Origin of the sequence: Sulfitobacter sabulilitoris, from assembly GCF_005887615.1 — a bacterium.
GTDB lineage: Bacteria > Pseudomonadota > Alphaproteobacteria > Rhodobacterales > Rhodobacteraceae > Sulfitobacter_E > Sulfitobacter_E sabulilitoris.
On the sequence record NZ_VANS01000001.1, the window covers coordinates 562,162 to 581,525 of the forward strand.

Annotated in this window: 21 protein-coding genes; 6 read left to right on the top strand and 15 right to left on the bottom strand. The window is 65.0% G+C overall.

Features of this window, described 5'->3' with window-relative positions; genetic code table 11:
- Positions 1-22: 22 nt before the first annotated feature.
- Positions 23-814, bottom strand: coding sequence for an FkbM family methyltransferase (locus tag FDT80_RS02575; protein WP_170311764.1), 792 nt, complete (start codon positions 812-814; stop codon positions 23-25).
- Between the two features lie 152 nt (positions 815-966).
- On the opposite strand from FDT80_RS02575, the gene FDT80_RS02580 reads away from it, so the two are divergent.
- On the top strand, positions 967-1,962 hold the full coding sequence (locus FDT80_RS02580) for an LLM class flavin-dependent oxidoreductase (RefSeq protein WP_138660671.1): 996 nt from the start codon (positions 967-969) through the stop codon (positions 1,960-1,962).
- Between the two features lie 6 nt (positions 1,963-1,968).
- On the opposite strand, the gene FDT80_RS02585 is transcribed toward FDT80_RS02580, so the two are convergent.
- From FDT80_RS02585 to guaA, 9 genes are all read right to left on the bottom strand, one after another.
- A complete protein-coding gene (locus FDT80_RS02585) occupies positions 1,969-2,586 on the bottom strand; it encodes a TetR/AcrR family transcriptional regulator (RefSeq protein WP_138660672.1) in 618 nt (205 codons plus the stop codon).
- Positions 2,579-3,448 carry a polyphosphate kinase 2 gene (gene ppk2 / locus FDT80_RS02590; protein ID WP_138660673.1) on the bottom strand — a complete coding sequence of 290 codons (870 nt, stop codon included), beginning with the start codon at positions 3,446-3,448 and terminating at the stop codon, positions 2,579-2,581. The genes FDT80_RS02585 and ppk2 overlap by 8 nt, the downstream gene beginning before the upstream one ends.
- Before the next feature lie 70 nt (positions 3,449-3,518).
- A complete protein-coding gene (locus tag FDT80_RS02595) occupies positions 3,519-4,475 on the bottom strand; it encodes an alpha/beta fold hydrolase (protein WP_425471974.1) in 957 nt (318 codons plus the stop codon).
- 7 nt (positions 4,476-4,482) lie between these two features.
- Complete coding sequence (gene metA / locus FDT80_RS02600; RefSeq protein WP_138660675.1) at positions 4,483-5,400, bottom strand: homoserine O-acetyltransferase MetA; 918 nt, start codon at positions 5,398-5,400, stop codon at positions 4,483-4,485.
- Between the two features lie 70 nt (positions 5,401-5,470).
- Positions 5,471-6,337 carry an ATPase gene (locus tag FDT80_RS02605; protein ID WP_138660676.1) on the bottom strand — a complete coding sequence of 289 codons (867 nt, stop codon included), beginning with the start codon at positions 6,335-6,337 and terminating at the stop codon, positions 5,471-5,473.
- 41 nt (positions 6,338-6,378) lie between these two features.
- Positions 6,379-7,317 (bottom strand): DMT family transporter, encoded by a 939-nt coding sequence (locus tag FDT80_RS02610; RefSeq protein ID WP_138660677.1) that lies wholly within the window; start codon positions 7,315-7,317, stop codon positions 6,379-6,381.
- 156 nt (positions 7,318-7,473) lie between these two features.
- Entirely contained in the window at positions 7,474-8,568 is a 1,095-nt protein-coding gene (locus FDT80_RS02615) for an OmpP1/FadL family transporter (protein ID WP_138660678.1), read from the bottom strand.
- Between the two features lie 143 nt (positions 8,569-8,711).
- On the bottom strand, positions 8,712-9,545 hold the full coding sequence (locus tag FDT80_RS02620) for a DMT family transporter (RefSeq protein ID WP_170311819.1): 834 nt from the start codon (positions 9,543-9,545) through the stop codon (positions 8,712-8,714).
- Between the two features lie 78 nt (positions 9,546-9,623).
- The gene (gene guaA / locus FDT80_RS02625; protein WP_138660679.1) at positions 9,624-11,186 is read right to left on the bottom strand and encodes a glutamine-hydrolyzing GMP synthase; all 1,563 of its coding nucleotides are present in this window, start codon (positions 11,184-11,186) and stop codon (positions 9,624-9,626) included.
- A gap of 278 nt (positions 11,187-11,464) precedes the next feature.
- Here guaA and FDT80_RS02630 point away from each other — a divergent pair, with 278 nt between their 5' ends.
- Positions 11,465-13,003, top strand: a complete 1,539-nt coding sequence (locus FDT80_RS02630) for a trimethylamine methyltransferase family protein (RefSeq protein ID WP_138660680.1) — start codon at positions 11,465-11,467, stop codon at positions 13,001-13,003.
- A gap of 60 nt (positions 13,004-13,063) precedes the next feature.
- Here FDT80_RS02630 and FDT80_RS02635 read toward each other — a convergent pair whose 3' ends face one another.
- Complete coding sequence (locus FDT80_RS02635; RefSeq protein WP_138660681.1) at positions 13,064-13,354, bottom strand: DUF6477 family protein; 291 nt, start codon at positions 13,352-13,354, stop codon at positions 13,064-13,066.
- Between the two features lie 260 nt (positions 13,355-13,614).
- Between FDT80_RS02635 and FDT80_RS02640 the strand changes: the two genes are divergently transcribed.
- From FDT80_RS02640 to lipA, 4 genes are all read left to right on the top strand, one after another.
- Positions 13,615-14,766 (top strand): DUF6456 domain-containing protein, encoded by a 1,152-nt coding sequence (locus tag FDT80_RS02640; protein WP_138660682.1) that lies wholly within the window; start codon positions 13,615-13,617, stop codon positions 14,764-14,766.
- A gap of 132 nt (positions 14,767-14,898) precedes the next feature.
- Complete coding sequence (locus FDT80_RS02645) at positions 14,899-15,354, top strand: DoxX family protein (RefSeq protein WP_138660683.1); 456 nt, start codon at positions 14,899-14,901, stop codon at positions 15,352-15,354.
- A 115-nt stretch (positions 15,355-15,469) separates the two neighbouring features.
- Positions 15,470-16,063, top strand: a complete 594-nt coding sequence (locus FDT80_RS02650; RefSeq protein ID WP_138660684.1) for a hypothetical protein — start codon at positions 15,470-15,472, stop codon at positions 16,061-16,063.
- 86 nt (positions 16,064-16,149) lie between these two features.
- The gene (lipA, locus tag FDT80_RS02655) at positions 16,150-17,109 is read left to right on the top strand and encodes a lipoyl synthase (RefSeq protein ID WP_138660685.1); all 960 of its coding nucleotides are present in this window, start codon (positions 16,150-16,152) and stop codon (positions 17,107-17,109) included.
- A 54-nt stretch (positions 17,110-17,163) separates the two neighbouring features.
- Here lipA and FDT80_RS02660 read toward each other — a convergent pair whose 3' ends face one another.
- The 4 genes from FDT80_RS02660 to hpt form a co-directional block, all read right to left on the bottom strand.
- A complete protein-coding gene (locus FDT80_RS02660; RefSeq protein WP_138660686.1) occupies positions 17,164-18,063 on the bottom strand; it encodes a c-type cytochrome in 900 nt (299 codons plus the stop codon).
- Between the two features lie 4 nt (positions 18,064-18,067).
- Positions 18,068-18,547, bottom strand: a complete 480-nt coding sequence (locus FDT80_RS02665; RefSeq protein WP_138660687.1) for a c-type cytochrome — start codon at positions 18,545-18,547, stop codon at positions 18,068-18,070.
- Between the two features lie 100 nt (positions 18,548-18,647).
- Positions 18,648-18,815, bottom strand: coding sequence for a hypothetical protein (locus FDT80_RS18815; protein WP_170311765.1), 168 nt, complete (start codon positions 18,813-18,815; stop codon positions 18,648-18,650).
- Positions 18,812-19,360, bottom strand: a complete 549-nt coding sequence (hpt, locus tag FDT80_RS02670; RefSeq protein ID WP_138660688.1) for a hypoxanthine phosphoribosyltransferase — start codon at positions 19,358-19,360, stop codon at positions 18,812-18,814. Before hpt ends, FDT80_RS18815 begins: the two co-directional genes overlap by 4 nt.
- Positions 19,361-19,364 lie beyond the last annotated feature (4 nt).

A 19,364-nucleotide genomic window follows, 5' to 3' on the forward strand; every position in this document is an offset into this window, starting at 1 on the left:
GGCGACATGGTTTTGCCGACGCTCAGCGCCAGAATTTCGGCAAGGCGAAATCGGGTCTGTCCGGCACATTTGTCTGATCGAGCGGATGCGGAAACGCCTGCGTCGGCATCGCCTCCGCCACCCTGTCGCGCCGCAGATAGGTCAGCTCAAGCAAGGGCGGCACCTCCCAGCCTGCAACCTGGGCGGGCGGGTAATAGTTGTTGGGATGCACGTGGCACAGCACGAAGTGGCGGTTCAGCCGCTCGAGCAGGCCACCGATCGTCTTGTTCATGGCGGGGTGCGCCACGCGGTCCAGTCCGTGAAGCTCCAGAACGATGATGCGAAACCGTGCCAGCGTCGCATCCGAGGCCGCCGCCAGCGTGTCGTATTCCGCCCCCTCGATATCCATCTGCAACAGAAGATCGCCATCGGCAGGCGCATAGCGCGCCACCCAATCGTCCAGCGAAATGAACTCATCGCGCGTCTCGGGGCCTAGAAACAGCTTGTCGAAGGTGGCAAGCGGGTGATCCTCGACCAACCCCTCGACCGAGGCGTCGGCCATGAACGACGGAATGCCCCGCGCCATGATTTCGCTGTCGAAGGTCATCGTGACGGACACGCCCGGCGAAAAGCATGCCGCAATGCCATCCAGATCGTCAGGCAGCAGGTATCCGCCATCGCCGTCGCCGCCCAGGCGGATCAATGGCTTGTCCACGGTGTAGGGGGTCATCAGGTCGAGTACTCGCTGCACGTCGGCCCGCGCGATGGACGGGCTCAGCATCAGCCGAAGGGAAGTTTTCAGTCTGCGCCGCAGCCGTTTCCAACTCAATGCCATCGGGTCTCCTTGCGTTTGCGCCATGAAAGCCCCGGATGATCGGCAACTGCAACCCCGGTCGGGCGCAAATCGTCCAAGGGACGGCGGACAGAGGCTTTTGTCGCATCGCGCCAGCCCTTATATTGATCATAGCCAATCCGGAGGTTCCCGCCATGCGCTTTTCCCTGCTCGATCTTGCCCCCGTGCCCGAAGGGTCCGACGCCCGGCAGGCCATCGCCAACACCACGCAGCTTGCCCAGGCGGCCGAAGCGATGGGCTATCACCGCTACTGGCTGGCGGAGCATCACAACATGCCCGGCATAGCCAGCGCGGCCACCGCGGTGCTGGTCGGTCATGTGGCGGGGGCGACAAAGACCATACGCGTCGGATCGGGCGGGATCATGCTGCCCAACCACGCGCCGCTGGCCGTGGCCGAACAATTCGGCACACTGGCCACCATCCACGGCGACCGCATCGACCTGGGGCTGGGGCGTGCGCCGGGCGGCGACCAGGCGGTCTACCGGGCGCTGCGGCGCGGTGCCGGTGACAATTTCCCCGAGGATGTGGCCGAGCTGATCGGCTACTTGGGCGATGCGCGCCCTGGGGCGCCCGTGCGCGCGCTGCCGGGCGAGGGGACGCATGTTCCCGTGTGGATCCTCGGGTCCTCGCTGTATGGGGCGCAATTGGCGGCGCATTTCGGGCTGCCCTATGCCTTTGCAAGCCATTTCGCGCCTGACGCGCTGGAACAGGCCGCCGCGATCTACCGCGCGCAGTTTCAGCCATCCGCCCGGCAGGAGCGCCCGAGTTTCATGTTGGCGGTGAATGTCTTTGCAGCCGACACCGATGCCGAAGGCGCCTATCTGCGCACCACCATGCAGCAGGCCTTTGCCCGGTTGCGCATGGGCCGCCCCGGCAAGCTGCCGCGCCCGGTGGAGGATATCGACGCGCAGATCGGCGCACAGGTGCGCGCCGGTGTCGATCAGGCGCTGCGCGTCTCGGCCGTAGGCAGCCCCGACACGCTTGCGCGACAATTGGATGCGCTGATCGACGCATACCGCCCCGACGAGATGATCCTGACCGGCCAGATCCACGACCCCGCTGCGCGGATCAAATCCTTTGGCATCGCGGCGGACATCCTGACGGCGCGGGCGGACCGGGCCGCCGCCTGATCGGCGTCAATCGTCCGGACCGATCAGGCCCAGACCTCGCAGGTAGATCCCGATCCCGGTCTCAAGAAGGTCGTCGGCGGGGAACGGCGACGCGCGGCCCGGCGAATTGCGCGCGAACAACTCCACGACCCCGTGGCTCATGGCCCAGATATGCGCCGAGAACATCGAGGCGGGCGGGCGTTTGTCGGCCGGTATGTGCTGGCTGAGGTCGCTGGCCGCGCGCTCGAGCACACCGCTGGCGCGATTGGCCGCGGCGGCCAGTTCGGGCGTGCGATTGACCGACACGCCGCTTTCGAACATCGAGATGTAATGGCCGGGATACTTGCGCGCGAACGCAAGATAGGCACGCCCCGTCGCGGTGAAAGCCGCCAGCGCCGAGGGCTGCCCCGATTGATAGGCATACTCCATCAGGTCGGCGAAGATTTCGTACCCCTGCAACGCCGCTTCCGCGATCAGATCTTCGCGCCCTTCAAAGTGCCGGTAGACCGCCGCCGGGGTGACGCCCGCGCGCTTGGCCGCCTCCGACAGGGTAAATCCCGTCGGGCCTTTTTCCTCGATCAGGGCCAGCGCCGCGTCGATCAGCGCCGCGCGCAGGTTGCCGTGGTGATAGCCGCGCTTAGGCATCCCAAATATCCGGACCGCCGCAGATCCCGGCATCGATCGGTCCGATCGCATCGCTGTCCTTGCGGTCATAGTCGAGCGCGTGCAGCACCGTGCGGATCGCGTTCAGCCGTGCGCGGCGCTTGTCGTCGGACCGCACGACGGTCCAGGGTGCGGCATCGGTGTGGCTGCGGGTCAATGTGTCGTGGATGGCGGCGGTATAGGCCTCCCACTTGGCCAGGCCTTCGACGTCGATCCGGCTCAGCTTCCACTGCTTGAGAGGGTCGCGTTCACGTTGCAGCATGCGCCGCATCTGTTCCGCCCGACCGACGTTCATCCAGAATTTGAACAGGTGAATTCCATCGTTCACCAGCATCTGTTCAAAGCTGGGCACCTGGGCAAAGAAATGCGCCCGCTGGTCGGGGGTGCAAAAGCCGAAAACCGGCTCGACCACGCCGCGGTTGTACCAGCTTCGGTCAAAAAAGGCGATTTCGCCGCCCGCGGGCAAGTGGCTGATATAGCGTTGGAAATACCACTGGCTGCGCTCTGCGTCTGAGGGTTTGGAGAGCGCCACCACGCGCGCCCCACGCGGGTTGAGGTATTCGCGGAACCGCTTGATCGTGCCGCCCTTGCCGGCGGCGTCGCGCCCCTCGAATACACAGGCGACGCGCGCGCCGCTGTCCTGGCACCAGGCCTGCATCTTGACCAGTTCGATCTGCAACCGCTCCAGCGCTTTGGTGTAGTCCTTGCGCTTCATTTCGGCTTTGTGCGGATAGCTGTCGGACAGAATGTCGTTGCGACCCGCATCGGCAATCGCCCTGCGCACGTCGTCGGGCGCCTGGGCGGCGAAATAGGCGCTGATCGCGCCGTCAAAGGGCAGGTTCATGTGGGCTCCGGGGTTGCATCGGGTCACATCCTATATGGGATGTTAATGCGATTAACGCAAACCCGCAGCGTCAGAGCCCGGCGCGCCGCGCGGCCCGGTCCACCGCCGCGGCGACCGCCTGCGGATCGACGTGATGCGGCATGTGGCCTATCCCCTCCAGCCGGGTCAGGTTGGCCCCGGGTATCTGCCGCGCCAGCGGTTCGGAGTGGATGTCGATCGGCACGATCGTGTCGGCGGTGCCGTGGACGATCTCAGTCGGCATGCGCAGCGACGGATAATGCGCCGACATCTCGACCACATGCGGGCGCAGTGAATTGACCTGCTGGGCATTGGCGCGCATCGCGCTGCGGCGCAGGGTCATGTCCGGGCCGAAGTGATCCAGATATCCGTCGGGCGCGCTTTGCGGCGCGAAAATGGAACTCAGCGTGCTTCGAATCACCGGTTCGGGCACGAAGGCGGTGATCACCGGAATCACCAGCGCGCCGCCCGCGGGCGAGGAATTGACCTTGTAAAGCAGGCCAAGGTCGCCGGGCCAGGGGTTGGACGCCGCCGACACCAGAACCAACGCCGCCGTATCGTCGGGCCGCTCCAACCCCCAGGCCAGGGCGACCGCGCCGCCGTAGGAATGGCCCAGCACGATCGGATCGGTCACGCCAAGCCGGTCGGCGGCGGCCTGCAACAGCCGGGCTTGCACGCGCGGGCTTTCGGACCTGGCGTTCCATGCGCCCTCGTATGCGTTGCCCGGTCGTTCGGTCCAGCCCAGGCCGGGACGGTCCATCAGGATCACGCGGTAGCGGTCCGACATGCGTTCGGCAAAGGCAAAGGTGAAATCGCGCATCGACCCGCTGGCCCCGTGGATCATCACCAGGTCGGGGCCATCGCCCATCACCTTGACGTGCACGTCCGTGCCCTCGATGTCCAACAACTGCCCGGTCGGCGGATAGGCGGCTTCGGCCCGGTTTTCGCGAATGCGCGCGCAGCCCTGCAAAACCGTTGCAAAGACCAGAACGAGCAGCGTTGTCGTGATCACGGTTCTACGTCCCAATGCTCTCAAGCTCGTAAGGTGTGGATTGGTAAATCTCGTTGATCCAGTTGCCATAGAGCAGATGCGCATGACTGCGCCACCGGTTCAGCGGCGGTTTGGCGGGGTCGTCGTCGGTATAGTAGTTGGCCGGCACGTTGATCGGCGTGCCGCTTTCGACATCGCGGTCGTATTCCTGTTTCAGCGTGTCGCGGTCATATTCGAAATGGTTGAAGATATAGAGCGCGCGATGGTCCCTGTCCTCGACAAGGCAGGGGCCGACCTCGTCACTGCCCAACAGCGTCCTGAGCGCCGGGACGGCGTCGATCTCGGCCTGGCGCATTTCGGTCCAGCGCGACACAGGGATCACGCAATCATCCGAAAACCCGCGCAGGTAGGGCGAAGACGCATCGAGGTTGCGATGCCTGAAACATCCGAAGGCCTTGGCCGCCAGCATGTGCTTTTCTATCCCGTGAAAGTGGTTGATCATCGCCATGCCGCCCCAGCACACGCCAAAGGTGGAATGAACGTTGCTCTGGGTCCAGTCCATGACCTCGCGCAGTTCCTCCCAATAGGTCACATCGGTAAAGGAAAGATGTTCGATCGGCGCACCGGTGATGATCAGCCCGTCGAATTTCTCGTCCTTGACCTCCTGAAAGGGGCGATAAAAGCTTTCCATGTGCTCGGCGGCGGTGTTCTTGGTCTGATGCTCCGACATGCGCACCAGGCTCAGTTCGATCTGCAGCGGCGTCGCACCGATGAGCCGGGCGAACTGGTTTTCGGTCTGGATCTTTTTCGGCATCAGGTTGAGCAGTGCGATCCGCAACGGCCGGATGTCCTGCCGCGCGGCCTGCTCCTCATCCACGACCATCACGCCCTCGCGGGTGAGAACGGAATAGGCAGGCAGGTCTGAAGGCAGCTTGATCGGCATCGTGGCGGTAATCCTTGTCCCAGGGGGTTCAGATAGAGCGGCGGGCGCGGCGGCTCAAGGGTCGGGCGTGTCACATGGGCGTGCGCGCGGACACCGCGTTGGCGATCAGGTCGTCGAAATCCTGCGGGCTGCGCAATGCGCTCACCTGATCGGCGGTCACGGTCACACCCCAGCGTGCCATCGCCTCGTAACGCGGTTTGCGGTGCGCCAGCGCCTGCGCATAGGTCCAGCGGATAAAGGCGTCTGGATCAACATCCGCCTCTACGCAGTTGTTTTCGATCAGGTATTCCTTCCACACCCGCAACAGGAATTCGGGCTGGTAGGCCATCGGCTTGGGCGCCTTGTCGAATCGGCGGATCAATTCCTGCGTGTGCGCGGCGTCGCCCTTGATCCAGACCAGCAGACACTGGCGCGACAATTCGCCCAGCAGCGGGTCGGAATCGTCATCCGCATCGACCCATTCGCAGATCGACCCGCCGGTGTCGCAGATGAAATGCGGATACCCGTAGAGACGCTCGGCGCGGTCGGCGAAATACCCGGTATCCATCAGGGCCGCGATCTCGGCCTGACGAAACTGTTCCTGCCGGTCGCAATAGTCGGCAAAGGGCAGGCCGCCCCGGTCCGGGTCGCCCGGCTTGCCAAGATAGGTCGCGACCGGGCTGAGGTTGGCGAAGGTGATGTTGGACCCGATATAGATGCTGTCCGACAGCAGCAGCTCGCGCAGGAACGGCACCTTCATCGCCTCGGCCTTGGCGTTGTCGGCGATCCGTTCGCCCAGGTAGCGCGTGCCGATGCGGTAATCGATGGAATAATGAAACCACTTGCCGCTGTCGCGCAGCAACGTGGACATATGGGTCTTGCCCAGCCCCGACATGCCATAGACCAGCACCTTTTTGCGCGCGGCGGCACGCCAGTCGTCAGCGGTGGGATAGAGCATGCGGTGTCCTGCCTCGGGGCTTGGGGTCTTTGCGTCCTGTCCTAAAGCGGGGGGCGGGGCCGGTCAATCACCCGGCGGGCGCGCAGCGCGCCCCAGATCCGCCCGTCAAGCACCACCAGACCCAGCGCCAGCAACGCAAAGCCGCCATAGGCGTTGGGGCTCAGCGCCTCGTCCAGCACCAGCGCGCCCAGCGTGATCGCAACCGGCGCGATCAGCAGCGTGACCAGCATCAGGTTGCCGCTGCCCGCCATGCCAAGCACCCGGTAGTAGAGCAGGTAGGCCCCGGCGGTGGCCACCAGCGCAAAATATCCGACCGCCAGCAGCGTCACGGGCTGTAGCGCAAGCGTCAACGGCCCCTCGACGATCCACGCCAGGGGCAAGGTGATGATCGTCGATCCGGTCAGCATGCCGGCGGCGGCCAGTTGCGGGCGCAGGCCCGACATCGTCTTGCGCGCCCAAACGCCGGCCAGCGCATAGGACACCGTGCCGCCGATCACCGCCAGCTGCGCCAGGCTGCGCAGATCCAGGGTGCGCAGGTTGTCCAGCCCGATGGCCGTGGCCACCCCGGCAAAGCCCAGCGTCACGCCCACGGCCTTGCGCAGGGACAACCGTTCATCCGCGAAAAACAGCGCGGCGGCCAGCACCCCGAAAATCGCCGTGGTCGCATTGAGGATCGAGGTCAGCCCGCTTTCGATATGCAGCTGCCCCCAGGCCATCAATCCGAAGGGAATCACGTTGTTGAGCATCCCCATCACGGCAAAGGCGCCCCAGATCCGCCAATCGCGCGGCAGCGGCACGCGCATCGCGATCACCACCGCCCAAAGGACCAGCATCGCCCAGAACGTCCGGTGCGCCACCGACGTGAGCGGCCCGACCTCGTTCAGGGCCACGCGAATCGACAGGAAGGAGCCGCCCCAGATCAGGGCCAGCAACAGCAGTTCGGCCCATGCGCGGGCAGAGAGGGTCTTTTGGGCAATCATGCCAACGGTCTATGCCGCCGGGCGCGGCGTGGCGACCCGTTTGTTGCGCCATCGCCGGCACGGCCTGCGCCCACCCGGGCGATGATGCCACACGAAAAAAAGGGCGCGCGATGTGCGTCGCGCGCCCCTTGTCTGCCTTGATCGTGATCGATGCGATCAGAAGTTGAATCCGACCTTCACACCGACGGCGATGGCATCGTTGTCGCCAAAGTTGCTGGCTGCGTTGGTGCCATCGAGCGTGGTTTGCGCATCGCCGATGTTGACGTACCGGATGCCGCTGGTGATCTTCATGTTGCCGCTGGTGTAGGTCGCGGCGACGCCGAGGCTCTTGTTGCCATCGGTCGGCCCGAGATTGCTGGCGAAACCGCCATTGCTTTTCTCGTAGCCGAGGCTTGCCGCAACCGACCACGTGTCGTTCAGGCGGCGGCCGACGCCCAGCGAGTAGGTGAATACGTCGTCTTCGTAGCTGACCAGCGCGCCGGGCGGGTAGTTGGCGGGCGTGATATCGAATTCGGACCATTCGACCCAGCGCACGCCACCGAACAGCAGGGTGTCGGCGGCAATGCCGGTCTGGAATTCGAGGTTCACCGACTGCGGCGTCTCGATGGTGGTGGTGCTGCCGGGCAGCGTGGTCGCGCCGAACATCTCGGTGGTCGCGACGTCGTGCTCGATCTTGGAGTTGTAGGTCAGCGACACGCGCAGCGCGATTTCGGGCTTTTCGAACGATGCGCCGACGACATAGCCGACGCTGGTGTCGCGGTCGCCATCGACCGAATAGCCGCCCACGAAGGGCACCGCCGCCGTCGCCTCGACCGACTGCACGCGCAGACCGCCGTAGATGCTGACGTTCGACGGCATCTTGTAGCGCAGCAGACCGGTCAGCGCCTGGCTGTTGAACTCGGCCCGCGCGCCTTGGGCGAAATAACCGGTGCCGGTGGGGTATTCCACGTCCGCGCCAAAGGGCTGGTCATAGATCAGCGCATAGGACAGCTGATCGTTGATGTCGGCCTTGTAGGCCGCGCCGAATTGCAGGTAGCTGGGTGTCAGATCGCCGGACGGGGCCGGGCCGCCGCCGAACACCGTGCTGGTGCCGCTGGTGTCGGGCGCGATGCTGCCCAGGCTGAACTCGCCGTAGCGGCCCTTTTCGAACAGGGCCGTGATCGACTGGCCCGAGCGGTCGATGCCACCGGCCTGTGCCGCGGCCGCGGCCGTCAAGCCCACTGCGGCAGCCGTGAAAAACGTCTTACTCATGATACTCCTCCCCAGAAGTCGGCCTGCGCGGGGGTTGAGGGAAAGGGGGGTGCGCAGGAGGTGGAAAAAATAAGCGGCCCGCACCCGCGCCGGTCAATTCCTGACGTAGCGGCAGGCTGCGTCACCCCGAACAGGACCTAGCGTCACTGTGTCTTTCGTGTCTCGGACATGAGGTTGAGATAGTTGCCCGCAAAGATCACCAGCGCACCGACAAAGACCCAGACGTCGACGATTTCGCCGTAAACCAGCATTCCGATGACGGCAATCGCGGGCAGGCGGATGAAATCGATCGGCACCACCACGGTCGCCGGCGCGATGGCCAGCGCATTGGTCAGGCAGTAATGCGCCAAAAGCCCCGCCACCCCGATCACCACGACGAACGGCAAGACGGCAGGCTCCGGAACGGCGATGTCGCCGTCGTACCCGGCGGCCACCAGGCCAAAGACAAGCTGCATGGTCGTGAGGTGGAACAGGATCGACATGATCCCCTGGGTGCGCGTCAGCCGCTTGGTCAGCATGATCGTCAGCGCAAAGAAGATCGCCGAACTGGCCGCCGTCACGACGCCCGCGTTGATGCCCGCCATGTCGGGACGCGCCACGATCAGGATGCCCGCGAACCCCATCAGCGCCGCCACCGCCCGCATCCTCGTCAGCCGTTCGCCCAGGATCAGCGGCGACAGCACGATCACCCAAAGCGGCGAGGTGAATTCGAGCGCGAAGACCTGCGCCAGCGGAATCACCGTCACCGCGTAGAACCACAGGTTCTGACCGGTGAAATGCGCCAGGTTGCGCAGGGCGTGGGTGCCCAGATGCGCGCACGAAATCCTGCGCCACGCGCCCGTCACCGCCGCGACGGTGCACACGACGATGACCCCGATCAGGCTTCGGTACATCATCACCTCGAATGTATCGAGCTGCACCGAGACCTCGCGACCCGCCACCGCCATCGCGGAAAAGGACGCGATGGAGCCGCTCATCCAGACGGCCGCGCGCAGCACCGGTGCCACGCCCGGCGCATCCGGAGCCGAAAGCGTCAACGCCCGCGCCTCACCTAGTCATTCCCATTCGATGGTGCCGGGAGGTTTGGAGGTGATGTCGTAGGTCACGCGATTGATGCCCGGCACCTCGTTGATGATGCGGGTCGCGGTTTCACCCAGAAACTCGTGCGTGAAGGGGAAATAATCCGCCGTCATGCCGTCCACGCTGGTCACCGCGCGCAGCGCGCAGGCGAAATCATAGGTTCGCCCGTCACCCATCACCCCCACGGTGCGCACCGGCAGGATCGCGACAAAGGCCTGCCAGATGTCGTCGTACAGCCCGTGCTTGCGGATCTGGTCGATATAGACGGCATCGGCCTCGCGCAGGATCGCCAGCTTTTCGCGGGTGATCTCTCCGGGGCAGCGGATCGCGAGGCCGGGACCGGGGAAGGGATGGCGCCCGATGAAGGACGGCGGCAGGCCCAGTTCGCGACCCAGCGCGCGAACCTCGTCCTTGAACAGCTCGCGCAGCGGCTCGACCAGTTTCAGGCCCATCTTTTCCGGCAGTCCGCCGACGTTGTGGTGCGATTTGATCGTGACCGAGGGCCCGCCCGAAAAACTCACCGATTCGATCACATCCGGATAGAGCGTTCCCTGCGCGAGGAAGGTCGCGTCGCCCACCTCCCTCGCGTGTTTCTGGAACACGTCGATGAACAGCTTGCCGATGATTTTTCTCTTGGTTTCCGGGTCGCTTACACCGTCAAGTTCACCCAGGAACAGGTCCTGTTCATCGGCGTGGATCAGCGGCATGTTGTAGTTGTCGCGGAACATGGTGACGACCTCTTCGGCCTCGCCCTTGCGCAGCAAGCCGTGATCGACAAAGACGCAGGTCAGCTGATCGCCGATGGCCTCGTGAATGAGCACCGCGGCGACCGAACTGTCCACACCGCCCGACAAGCCGCAGATCACCTTGGCGTCGCCGACCTGTTCGCGGATCCGCGCGATCGCTTCCTCGCGGTAGGCGCCCATCGTCCAGTCGCCCTTGAACCCTGCGATGCGCACGAAATTCTCGTAGAGCCGTGCGCCGTTGGGGGTGTGGTGCACCTCCGGGTGGAACTGCACCGCGTAGAAATGGCGCGTGGTATCTGCGGTGATCGCAAAGGGCGCATTGGGCGAGGTGCCGTAGACGGCAAAACCCGGCGCCAGCTTGCTGACGTGATCGCCGTGGCTCATCCAGACCTGTTCGCGGTCCGTCTCGAACCAGCCTTGCAGCAGATCGAGCCGGCCGTCCGACGGCGTCACGTAGGCGCGCCCGAATTCGGCCGTGCCGTGGCCGCGCTCCACCTGGCCGCCCAGCACGTGCATCATCACCTGCTGGCCATAGCAGATGCCCAGGATTGGAACCCCCAGATCGAAGACCCTGGCAGGCGGCATCGGCGCGCCTTGGGCAAAGACCGAACTGGGTCCGCCCGACAGGATCACCGCGCGGGGCGCGAAGTCGTCCAGAAAGGCGTCGGTCACCGCGTTGAAGGGGTGGATTTCGCAATAGACATTCAGTTCGCGCAGGCGCCGCGCGATCAGCTGGGTAACCTGGCTGCCGAAGTCGATGATGAGGAGGCGGTCATGGGATGCATCTGTCATGTCCGCTGATTAGGGGCAGGATGCGGGGCTGGCAAGGGCCGGATTGCGCGTGCGCCCGCAAACGCCGCCCTTGACCGGGGCCACGTCGGTTGCCCGCCCGCCGGAGGGATCGGCGATTGGGGGCCAGCCCCCAAACCCCCGGGATACTTGAGAACAAGAGAAGTGGAGAAGCACGACCGGGAGATGTCGCTTTTTGCCCTGCGCCGCCGCAATCCGCGCGAAGCCGCGCGCGCGAATAGGGTAGTCACCGGCTCAGAGATTGGCGTCAGGGGAACATCATGGCGGAAGCAGCAAGACGGGCACGGGGGGGCGGCGGTGCCGCACGGCGGGCGGAGCGCAGTGCTATCTCCTTCGAAACGGCGCGCTATATCGAGCGCAACATTCCCAATTTCGAAATCCTGAGCGACGAGGCGCTTGAAATCATCGAAACCAATGCCGAAACCATTCTGGAAGAAATCGGCGTGAATTTCGTGGAAAACCCCGGCGCGCTGGCGCTGTGGCGCGAGGCGGGCGCCGAGGTGGACGGCGAGCGCGTGCGCATCCCGCGCGGCCTGGCGCGCAAGCTGTGCGAGACGGCGCCGTCGAGCTATACGCAGCATGCCCGCAACCCGGAGCGCAACGTGGTCGTCGGAGGCCGGAACCTAGTCCTGGCGCCGGTCTACGGCCCGCCCTTCGTGCGCGATGTCGAAGGCGGTCGCCGTTATGCCACGATGGAGGATTTCCGCAAGTTCGTGAAGCTGGGGTACATGTCCAAGTGGCTGCACCATTCGGGCGGAACGGTGTGCGAGCCGACCGACGTGCCGGTGAACAAGCGCCATCTGGACATGCTGCACGCGCATATGACCCTGTCGGACAAGCCGTTCATGGGATCGGTGACCGAGCCCAGCCGCGCACAGGACAGCGTCGACATGTGCAGCGTACTGTTCGGTGACGATTTCGTTCAGCAAAACACCGTGATGACCTCGCTCATCAACATCAACTCGCCGATGACCTTCGACGACGTGATGATGGGCAGCCTCGAGGTCTATGCCCGCAACAACCAGGCCTGCATCATTTCCCCCTTCATCGTGGGCGGCGCGATGGCGCCGGTGAGCGTGGCGGGCACCCTGACGCAGGTCTTGGCCGAAGTGCTGGCGGGGATCGCCTACAGCCAGCTGGTGCGCAAGGGCGCGCCGGTGATCTTTGGCGCCTTCGTGACCTCGATCGACATGAATTCGGGCGCGCCCACCTTCGGCACGCCCGAGGCGAGCCACATCACCTATGGCGCGGGGCAGCTTGCACGCCGGATGGGTCTGCCGTTCCGGTCGGCGGGGTCGTTCTGCGGATCGAAGCTGCCTGACGCGCAGGCCGCCTACGAGACGGCCAACAGCCTGAACCTGGGGCTTTTGTCGGGCGTGAACTTCATGCTGCACGCCTGCGGCTGGCTGGAGGGCGGGCTTGTGTCCTCTTTCGAGAAATTCGTGATGGACGCCGATCAATTGGGGTATCTGCACCACCTGGCCCGCGGGGTCGAGATGGACGAGAACGCGCAGGCGCTGGGTGCCATCCGCGAGGTCGGACCCGGCGGTCACTACCTGGGCTGCGAACATACGCAGGCGAATTTCAAAAAGGCGTTCTGGAAGTCCGATCTGCTGGATTACAAACCCTTCGAGACATGGGATGACGAGGGCGCGCGCGACACGCAGGCGCTGGCAAGCCTGCGGGTCAAGAAGCTTCTGGGCGACTACCAGCAACCCGCGATGGACCCCGCGACGCGCGACGCGCTGGACGCCTTCGTGGCCACCCGCAAGGCGGCGTCCCCCGACAGCTTCATGTGATCCGTTCAGAACCCGGGCAGCAGACCGCGACGCGCGGCCTGATGCCCGGTCAGCCGACGGTCAATCGCTAAGCGACGCGCGCAAAAACCGCGCCTCGCCGATCATGGCTATCAAGACATCGACATGGCGAATCAAGCTGTAGGACGCATCCTTGTCCCGCCGCTGCAGGTCCATCGCGGCCTCGATCTCCATCAGGCGCATCAGCGCGGCGCCGTGGCGCGGCAACACCCCATAGCCCATTTGGCGGGGCAGATGGATGTCGCGGCGATAATCCTCGGCCCCGATACGCGCGGCGCGCATCAAAAGGCTGGGGCGGCGCAAGGCGTGCAGCATAGACAACAGATCGTGCATGGGGTCAGTCCTTTTCAAATCGGATAAACCGGGCGTGAAACCGCGGCTTTGACCCACCATGACACAACCAAAACGGGTGTTGCGTGACTGCGCGTCGTGCCGCGCGGAGGTTTCATAACTGTTTATGTTTTAGAAACAATGCTTGCAAAACGACCTGATTTTAACGAACGGGTAATAAATGCATCTTTAAGTTGAGTGGATAAGTCTGTGGAAAAGCCACAGCGCTGCTTGGCCCCCAAAAGACCGTCCAGAAAGCCGCAATGCCAGCTCAGACTTCCACCCCAGACTTGTCACGGGCCTTGCCGCCCTGGGTCCCCGCCAGCGTCCGGAACTATCTGGCGCATACCGAAGCCGGTCTGCCGATCCGGGCGCTGGCACGGGCCTCGGGCTGTCATGCCTCGACCATTCTGCGCCAGATCCGGCGAGTCGAGTTGCGGCGCGACGATCCGCTGGTCGATGCCGCCCTGCGCGGGCTTGGGGCCAGAATGACGCCCCCCCGTTCATTGACGCCTGACCCAATGAAAAAGGAAATATCTCGCATGAATGCTATGACATCCGGCCCGTCCTCTGCCGATCGTGTTCCGATGGATCATGCCGCGCTGATGCGCGACGCGGTGCGGGTGCTGCGCCGCCTGGTTGAAAAGGGTGCCGTATTGGCGGTTGCCGCCGACATGGAAAAAGCCGTCGTTGTGCGCGACACCGCCGGCGGCCCGTCCACGCGCACCGCCGTGGTGGATCGCCACGTCGCGCAGACGATGGCGCTGAAGAACTGGATCGCCGCCGAAACGACCGGGCGCATCACACGCTATGCCATCACGCCCGCCGGGCGCACCGCGCTGACCGACATGATCCTCCAAGAGCAGCGCAGCGCCGGATTTGCCGAAAGCCAGACGCCCTTTGCGGATCAACATCGCCGCTGGGGCGAAAAGACGGTCGCGGATACCGATACGGGGCGCCCGCGCCGGATGCGCTACAACCTTGCCGAAAGCCCGCTGACCGCGCTGGCGCGGCGACGCGACAAATCGGGCAAACCGTTCCTGAGCGACGATCTGGTGACCGCCGGAGAGCGCCTGCGCGAGGATTTCGAGCTTGCGCAGATGGGGCCGCGCGTCGCGCAGAATTGGGACCGGTTCCTGACCGGTGGCGGGCGTGGCGGCTTTGCCCCCGACAGCGGGATCGGCGATGGTCCGTCGACGGCCCGGGCGCGCGTGGCCGGCGCGCTGGCCGATCTGGGGCCGGGCCTGTCGGACGTGGTGCTGCGCTGCTGCTGTTATCTCGAGGGGCTCGAGACCGCGGAGCAGCGCATGGGCTGGTCGGCGCGGTCCGGCAAGATCGTGCTGCGCATCGCCCTGATGCGGCTCAAGCGGCATTATGACGAAACCACCGGTCCCGGCGGCCCGCTGATCGGGTGACGCGCCGGGGCGCTTGCGGCTTGCCCGGGCAGGGCGCACGATTGCGTGTGTGCCCTGCGACAGGCCTAGGCAGACGTGTGGGTGCAGGTCACTCTGCGGGGGAAGTGACCCGAACAGCCACGGAGCCCCGACATGACCGCATTCGATCGCCGCGACGCCACCGCCACACTGATCCTGCGATTGGGCCTGTCGTGGTTCATGTTCCTCTGGGCGGCGCATAAAATCATAACGCCGGCGCAGTATCAGGGGCTGGCGCGTCATTTCGACGGGCTGGAGATCGCGCTTTGGCAGGTGTACCTGGTGGCGGCGGTGCAGATCGTGCTGTGTACCGCGATGGCGCTGGGGGCGCTGCGGCCCGTCAGCTATGGCGCACTGGCGCTGATGCACGCCTATACCGTCAGCCGCCGCTGGGAGGGGTTTCTCGACCCATTTGCAGTGAACGGCAACGGATTCCCCGTCAACCGAAACCAGGTCATCGACCTGGCGGTGATGGCGGCCTTTGTCGCGCTGGTCCTGCTGATCCACCGCGATCGATTCAGCCTGGGCGGCTGGATGAGCCATCGCATGGGCGCGCGGTGGTGGCAGTAGCGGTCGCTTGCATCGAGGGGGCCCGGACGCAGTCCGCCTGTCCTGCGCTGAATCAAGAACAGAATTCGAAAACCCGCTACCGTGGCTGCGGGACCAGCGACATCGGGGGGACATCATGGCCGCGACCGGACTTCTTGCGACCTGTGCGCGGCGCGGCGTCACGGTCATCGCAGTGTTGCTGGCTCTGCCGGGGCAGCCGGAGGCGCAGGAACGGCGCTATGTCGATCTTTTCGCCGGCCAGATGACCACCAACAAATTCTATCAGGCCGTCGATCCCACGTCGGTGGATTTCGCGGATTCGTGGTTTCTGGGCGCCGGTTTCGGATGGGAACGCCCCATCGGCGCCAGCCGCTTTGACTGGGGACTCCAGGCGCAGATCGTCGGCCATGCCGGCCGGCAGGACCATTTCGAGGTCAACGTGCCGGTGATCATCCGTTACCGGCCGCGCGACCCCTGGCCCCGCTGGGTCGAAAGCACCGCCTTCGGCATCGGCGTGTCGCACGCCACCAAGACGCCACAGGTCGAAATCGACCGGCGCGGCGAATCGAGCCGGTCCTTCGTCTATTGGATGGCCGAGATCGAAATCGCGCATCCGCGCCCGGGCAGCAGCGTGATCGCGCGGCTGCATCACCGCTCCGACGGGTACGGGCTTTATGATGCCGAAGGCGGGTCGAGCGCGCTTGTGATCGGCTGGCGCATGTCCTTCTGAGGGCCGCGGCACGCCTTGTCGCACCCATTGGACAAAGCGCGGGCGGATGGCTAGATACGGTAGCAGCAATCGATAGGAGCCCTGCCATGCGCCCGCGCGATCTGAAGATCCCCGAACAGCGCCACCCCGAAAAGGCGCGCCGTCCCGACAACGCTCAACCCAAGAAGCCGGACTGGATCCGCGTCAAGGCGCCCGGCGGCAAGGGCTATGCCGAAACGGCGAAGATCATGCGCGACAACAAGCTGGTCACCGTCTGCGAAGAGGCGGGCTGTCCCAATGTGGGCGAATGCTGGAGCCAGGGCCACGCCACGATGATGATCATGGGCGAGGTCTGCACCCGCGCCTGCACCTTCTGCAACATTGCCACCGGCAAGCCACCCGAGGACCTGGACGCGTTCGAGCCGGGGCGCGTGGCGCATGCGGTGGAAAAGCTGGGCCTCAATCACGTGGTCATCACGTCCGTGGATCGCGACGACGTTGAGGATGGCGGCGCCGATCACTTCGCGCAGACCATTCGCGCGATCCGCCACCGCAGTCCCGACACCACGATCGAGATCCTGACGCCCGATTTCATCAAATGCGACCCCTCGGTGCTGGAGGTGGTGGTCGAGGCGCGGCCGGACGTGTTCAACCACAACCTGGAAACGGTGCCGGGCCTCTATCCGGAGGTGCGCCCCGGCGCGCGGTATTTCCATTCGCTGCGACTGCTGCAGAGGGTGAAGGAACTGGACCCGTCGATGTTCACCAAATCCGGCATCATGGTGGGACTGGGCGAGAACCGCCAGGCCGTGGCACAGGTGATGGACGACATGCGGGCCGCCGACATCGATTTCCTGACCGTCGGCCAGTACCTCCAGCCGACGCCCAAGCACCACGCGGTGGACCGCTTCGTGCACCCCGATGAATTCGCCGCCTACGAAAAGGCCGCCTATGGCAAGGGGTTCCTCATGGTGTCGGCGACGCCGCTGACCCGGTCGTCCTATCACGCGGGCGACGATTTCGCGCGGCTGCGCGCAGCCCGGAACCGCAAGCTCGGGATCGCCTGAGCGCGCAGCGGCATTTTCAGAACTTTCCGGTCCGTTTTCTTTGAAAGAAACCGGCTAGTGCACCGGCGGCACGATCTTGAGATAGGCCGCGATCGCCTCGAGGTCGTCCTTTGGCAGTCTGGAGAGGTTATCGACGACATCGGCCATTTCGCCCCCCACGCTGTCATAATCCGGCGTCAGGCCGGTGGTGAAATAGGCCACCAGGTCGTCTTGCGACCACTCCAGCGCGGCGGGTGTGATATCGGGGATCTTGCCCTTGCCCGCCGGGTTCGGCCCACCGCCGAGCCACGCATCCCGCCGCAGCCCGCCCAGCACGTTGCGCGGGGTGTGACATTCGCCGCAATGCGCCAGTGCCTCGACCAGGTAGCGCCCCCGCGCGGCGGCCTCCGTCAGATCGCCCGACACCACGAAATCGTCACGGACATACAGCCGCTTCCAAATCCCGATCCCGCGCCGGATCGAAAAGGGAAAGCTCACGTCATGCGCGCGCGACGGCGCATCGGAGGCCGGCAGGCCGCGCATGAAGGCGAAAAGATCCCTCAGATCCGCCTTTGTCATGTGGCGGTAGGCGGCATAGGGGAACACGGGGTAGTAGTGCTGTCCTTCGGGGGACACGCCCGCCATCACGGCGCGCGCGAATTGCGCCACCGTCCAGTCGCCGATACCGGCATCGGGATGCGGGCTGATGTTGGGCGCATAGAAGGTGCCGAAAGCGCTGGTAAAGCCAAGGCCACCGGACAGCAGGCGCATCGCATCGCCCTCTGCGCCCGGGGCGGCATGGCACGAGGCACAGCCGCCCGCGTGAAACACCAGCTCGCCCGCGCGCGCATCACCGGGCAGGGACCAGTCGCCCGCCACCGTACCGGGCCGCGTCGCGACCAGACCTGCCACGGCAACCGCGGCGACGATCACTGCGCCGGCCCACCCGATTCGCCGTGCCAGCCCGCCGGCCATCGGATCAGTTTTTGGGGCCGCGGTAGTCGTCGTGGCAGGCCTTGCAGGCGCCGCCCAGATCCTCCATCGCCGCCTGAATGGCCGCAAGATCGGCACCGGCAGCGGTTTCCATCGCCGCGGCGGCGGTTTGCAGGGCGGTGAACTTCGCCTCGAACCCCGCGGCATCGGTCCAGACGGCGGGTTTGGCGCGCGCGCCCTCGACCCTACCCTGTTCGGTGCCCGCGACCCACGTCAGCGACCGGTCGAGCCGCGCCGCGGCATTGAGGTTCGCGGCGGCGGCACGCGCGGTCGCAGTGTCGAAGGGAATGTCGCCCTTGGCCATATCGCCCAGAACGCCGGTGTTGTAGCTGATGAGCTGCATCTGCGCGCGGCGGGCATCCACCGCTGATTTCAGCGCCTTGTCGGAATGGGCCGCGGCAAACGCGGTCGTGGCAAGAACGGCAAAGGTCAGAGTGGCGGTCAAGGTCACATCGGAAATACGCATGGGTCACCTCCTTGTTGAACGTGACGTTGACCGTACCATGGGGCTGCGGGCGCGCGCGTACACTTTTGCGATAGCGGTCGGGGCGCCGTCCGCGCCGCCCTCAGCGGCGAATCCGCTCTGCCGTGGCCCAGTCGGGCCAATATCCCAGCTTTTCGATGCCCCATATCGCCACACCCGCGGCCACGATCGCAAAGACCAGCTTGACCCGTTTCTCAGAGGGCGGGTTGCGGGCCCATTTCGACATGCGAAACAGCCAGATCGGGCTCATGCCGGACCGTCGATAAAACGGACCTTGCCGATGAAGGGCAGGTTGCGATTGCGCTGCGCGAAATCGATGCCGTAGCCCACGACGAACTCGTCGGGAATTTCAAAACCGGTCCAGTCGGCCTTGAAATCGACTTCGCGGCGGCTGGGCTTGTCCAGAAGCGCGATCGATTTCAACCGTGCGGGATTGCGGCTGGCCAGCAGTCGCGTGACGTGGTTGAGCGTGTGCCCGGTGTCGACGATGTCTTCGACGACCAGAACGTCGCGACCTTCAATTGCACCGCGCAAGTCCTTGAGAATACGCACTTCCCGACTGCTTTCCATACCATCGCCATAGCTTGACGCCTCCAGGAAATCGACCTCGATCGGCAGGTCCAGTTCGCGCACAAGGTCGGCGATGAACACAAAACTGCCGCGCAGCAGACCTACCACGACCAGCTTGTCGGTGCCGTCGAATTCATCGTGGATCTCGCGACACAGCGCCTCGATTCGCGCGGCGATCGCCTTGGCCGAGATCATTTCATCTATGACATATGGCCGCGCTGACATGGCT

Bases quoted from the DNA above. Each gene is read 5' to 3' on its own strand.
- FDT80_RS02575 (WP_170311764.1), bottom strand. From the start codon at position 814: ATGGCATTGAGTTGGAAACGGCTGCGGCGCAGACTGAAAACTTCCCTT.
- FDT80_RS02580 (WP_138660671.1), top strand. From the start codon at position 967: ATGCGCTTTTCCCTGCTCGATCTTGCCCCCGTGCCCGAAGGGTCCGAC.
- FDT80_RS02585 (WP_138660672.1), bottom strand. From the start codon at position 2,586: ATGCCTAAGCGCGGCTATCACCACGGCAACCTGCGCGCGGCGCTGATC.
- ppk2 (WP_138660673.1), bottom strand. From the start codon at position 3,448: ATGAACCTGCCCTTTGACGGCGCGATCAGCGCCTATTTCGCCGCCCAG.
- metA (WP_138660675.1), bottom strand. From the start codon at position 5,400: ATGCCGATCAAGCTGCCTTCAGACCTGCCTGCCTATTCCGTTCTCACC.
- FDT80_RS02605 (WP_138660676.1), bottom strand. From the start codon at position 6,337: ATGCTCTATCCCACCGCTGACGACTGGCGTGCCGCCGCGCGCAAAAAG.
- FDT80_RS02610 (WP_138660677.1), bottom strand. From the start codon at position 7,317: ATGATTGCCCAAAAGACCCTCTCTGCCCGCGCATGGGCCGAACTGCTG.
- FDT80_RS02615 (WP_138660678.1), bottom strand. From the start codon at position 8,568: ATGAGTAAGACGTTTTTCACGGCTGCCGCAGTGGGCTTGACGGCCGCG.
- FDT80_RS02620 (WP_170311819.1), bottom strand. From the start codon at position 9,545: ATGAGCGGCTCCATCGCGTCCTTTTCCGCGATGGCGGTGGCGGGTCGC.
- guaA (WP_138660679.1), bottom strand. From the start codon at position 11,186: ATGACAGATGCATCCCATGACCGCCTCCTCATCATCGACTTCGGCAGC.
- FDT80_RS02630 (WP_138660680.1), top strand. From the start codon at position 11,465: ATGGCGGAAGCAGCAAGACGGGCACGGGGGGGCGGCGGTGCCGCACGG.
- FDT80_RS02635 (WP_138660681.1), bottom strand. From the start codon at position 13,354: ATGCACGATCTGTTGTCTATGCTGCACGCCTTGCGCCGCCCCAGCCTT.
- FDT80_RS02640 (WP_138660682.1), top strand. From the start codon at position 13,615: ATGCCAGCTCAGACTTCCACCCCAGACTTGTCACGGGCCTTGCCGCCC.
- FDT80_RS02645 (WP_138660683.1), top strand. From the start codon at position 14,899: ATGACCGCATTCGATCGCCGCGACGCCACCGCCACACTGATCCTGCGA.
- FDT80_RS02650 (WP_138660684.1), top strand. From the start codon at position 15,470: ATGGCCGCGACCGGACTTCTTGCGACCTGTGCGCGGCGCGGCGTCACG.
- lipA (WP_138660685.1), top strand. From the start codon at position 16,150: ATGCGCCCGCGCGATCTGAAGATCCCCGAACAGCGCCACCCCGAAAAG.
- FDT80_RS02660 (WP_138660686.1), bottom strand. From the start codon at position 18,063: ATGGCCGGCGGGCTGGCACGGCGAATCGGGTGGGCCGGCGCAGTGATC.
- FDT80_RS02665 (WP_138660687.1), bottom strand. From the start codon at position 18,547: ATGCGTATTTCCGATGTGACCTTGACCGCCACTCTGACCTTTGCCGTT.
- FDT80_RS18815 (WP_170311765.1), bottom strand. From the start codon at position 18,815: ATGAGCCCGATCTGGCTGTTTCGCATGTCGAAATGGGCCCGCAACCCG.
- hpt (WP_138660688.1), bottom strand. From the start codon at position 19,360: ATGTCAGCGCGGCCATATGTCATAGATGAAATGATCTCGGCCAAGGCG.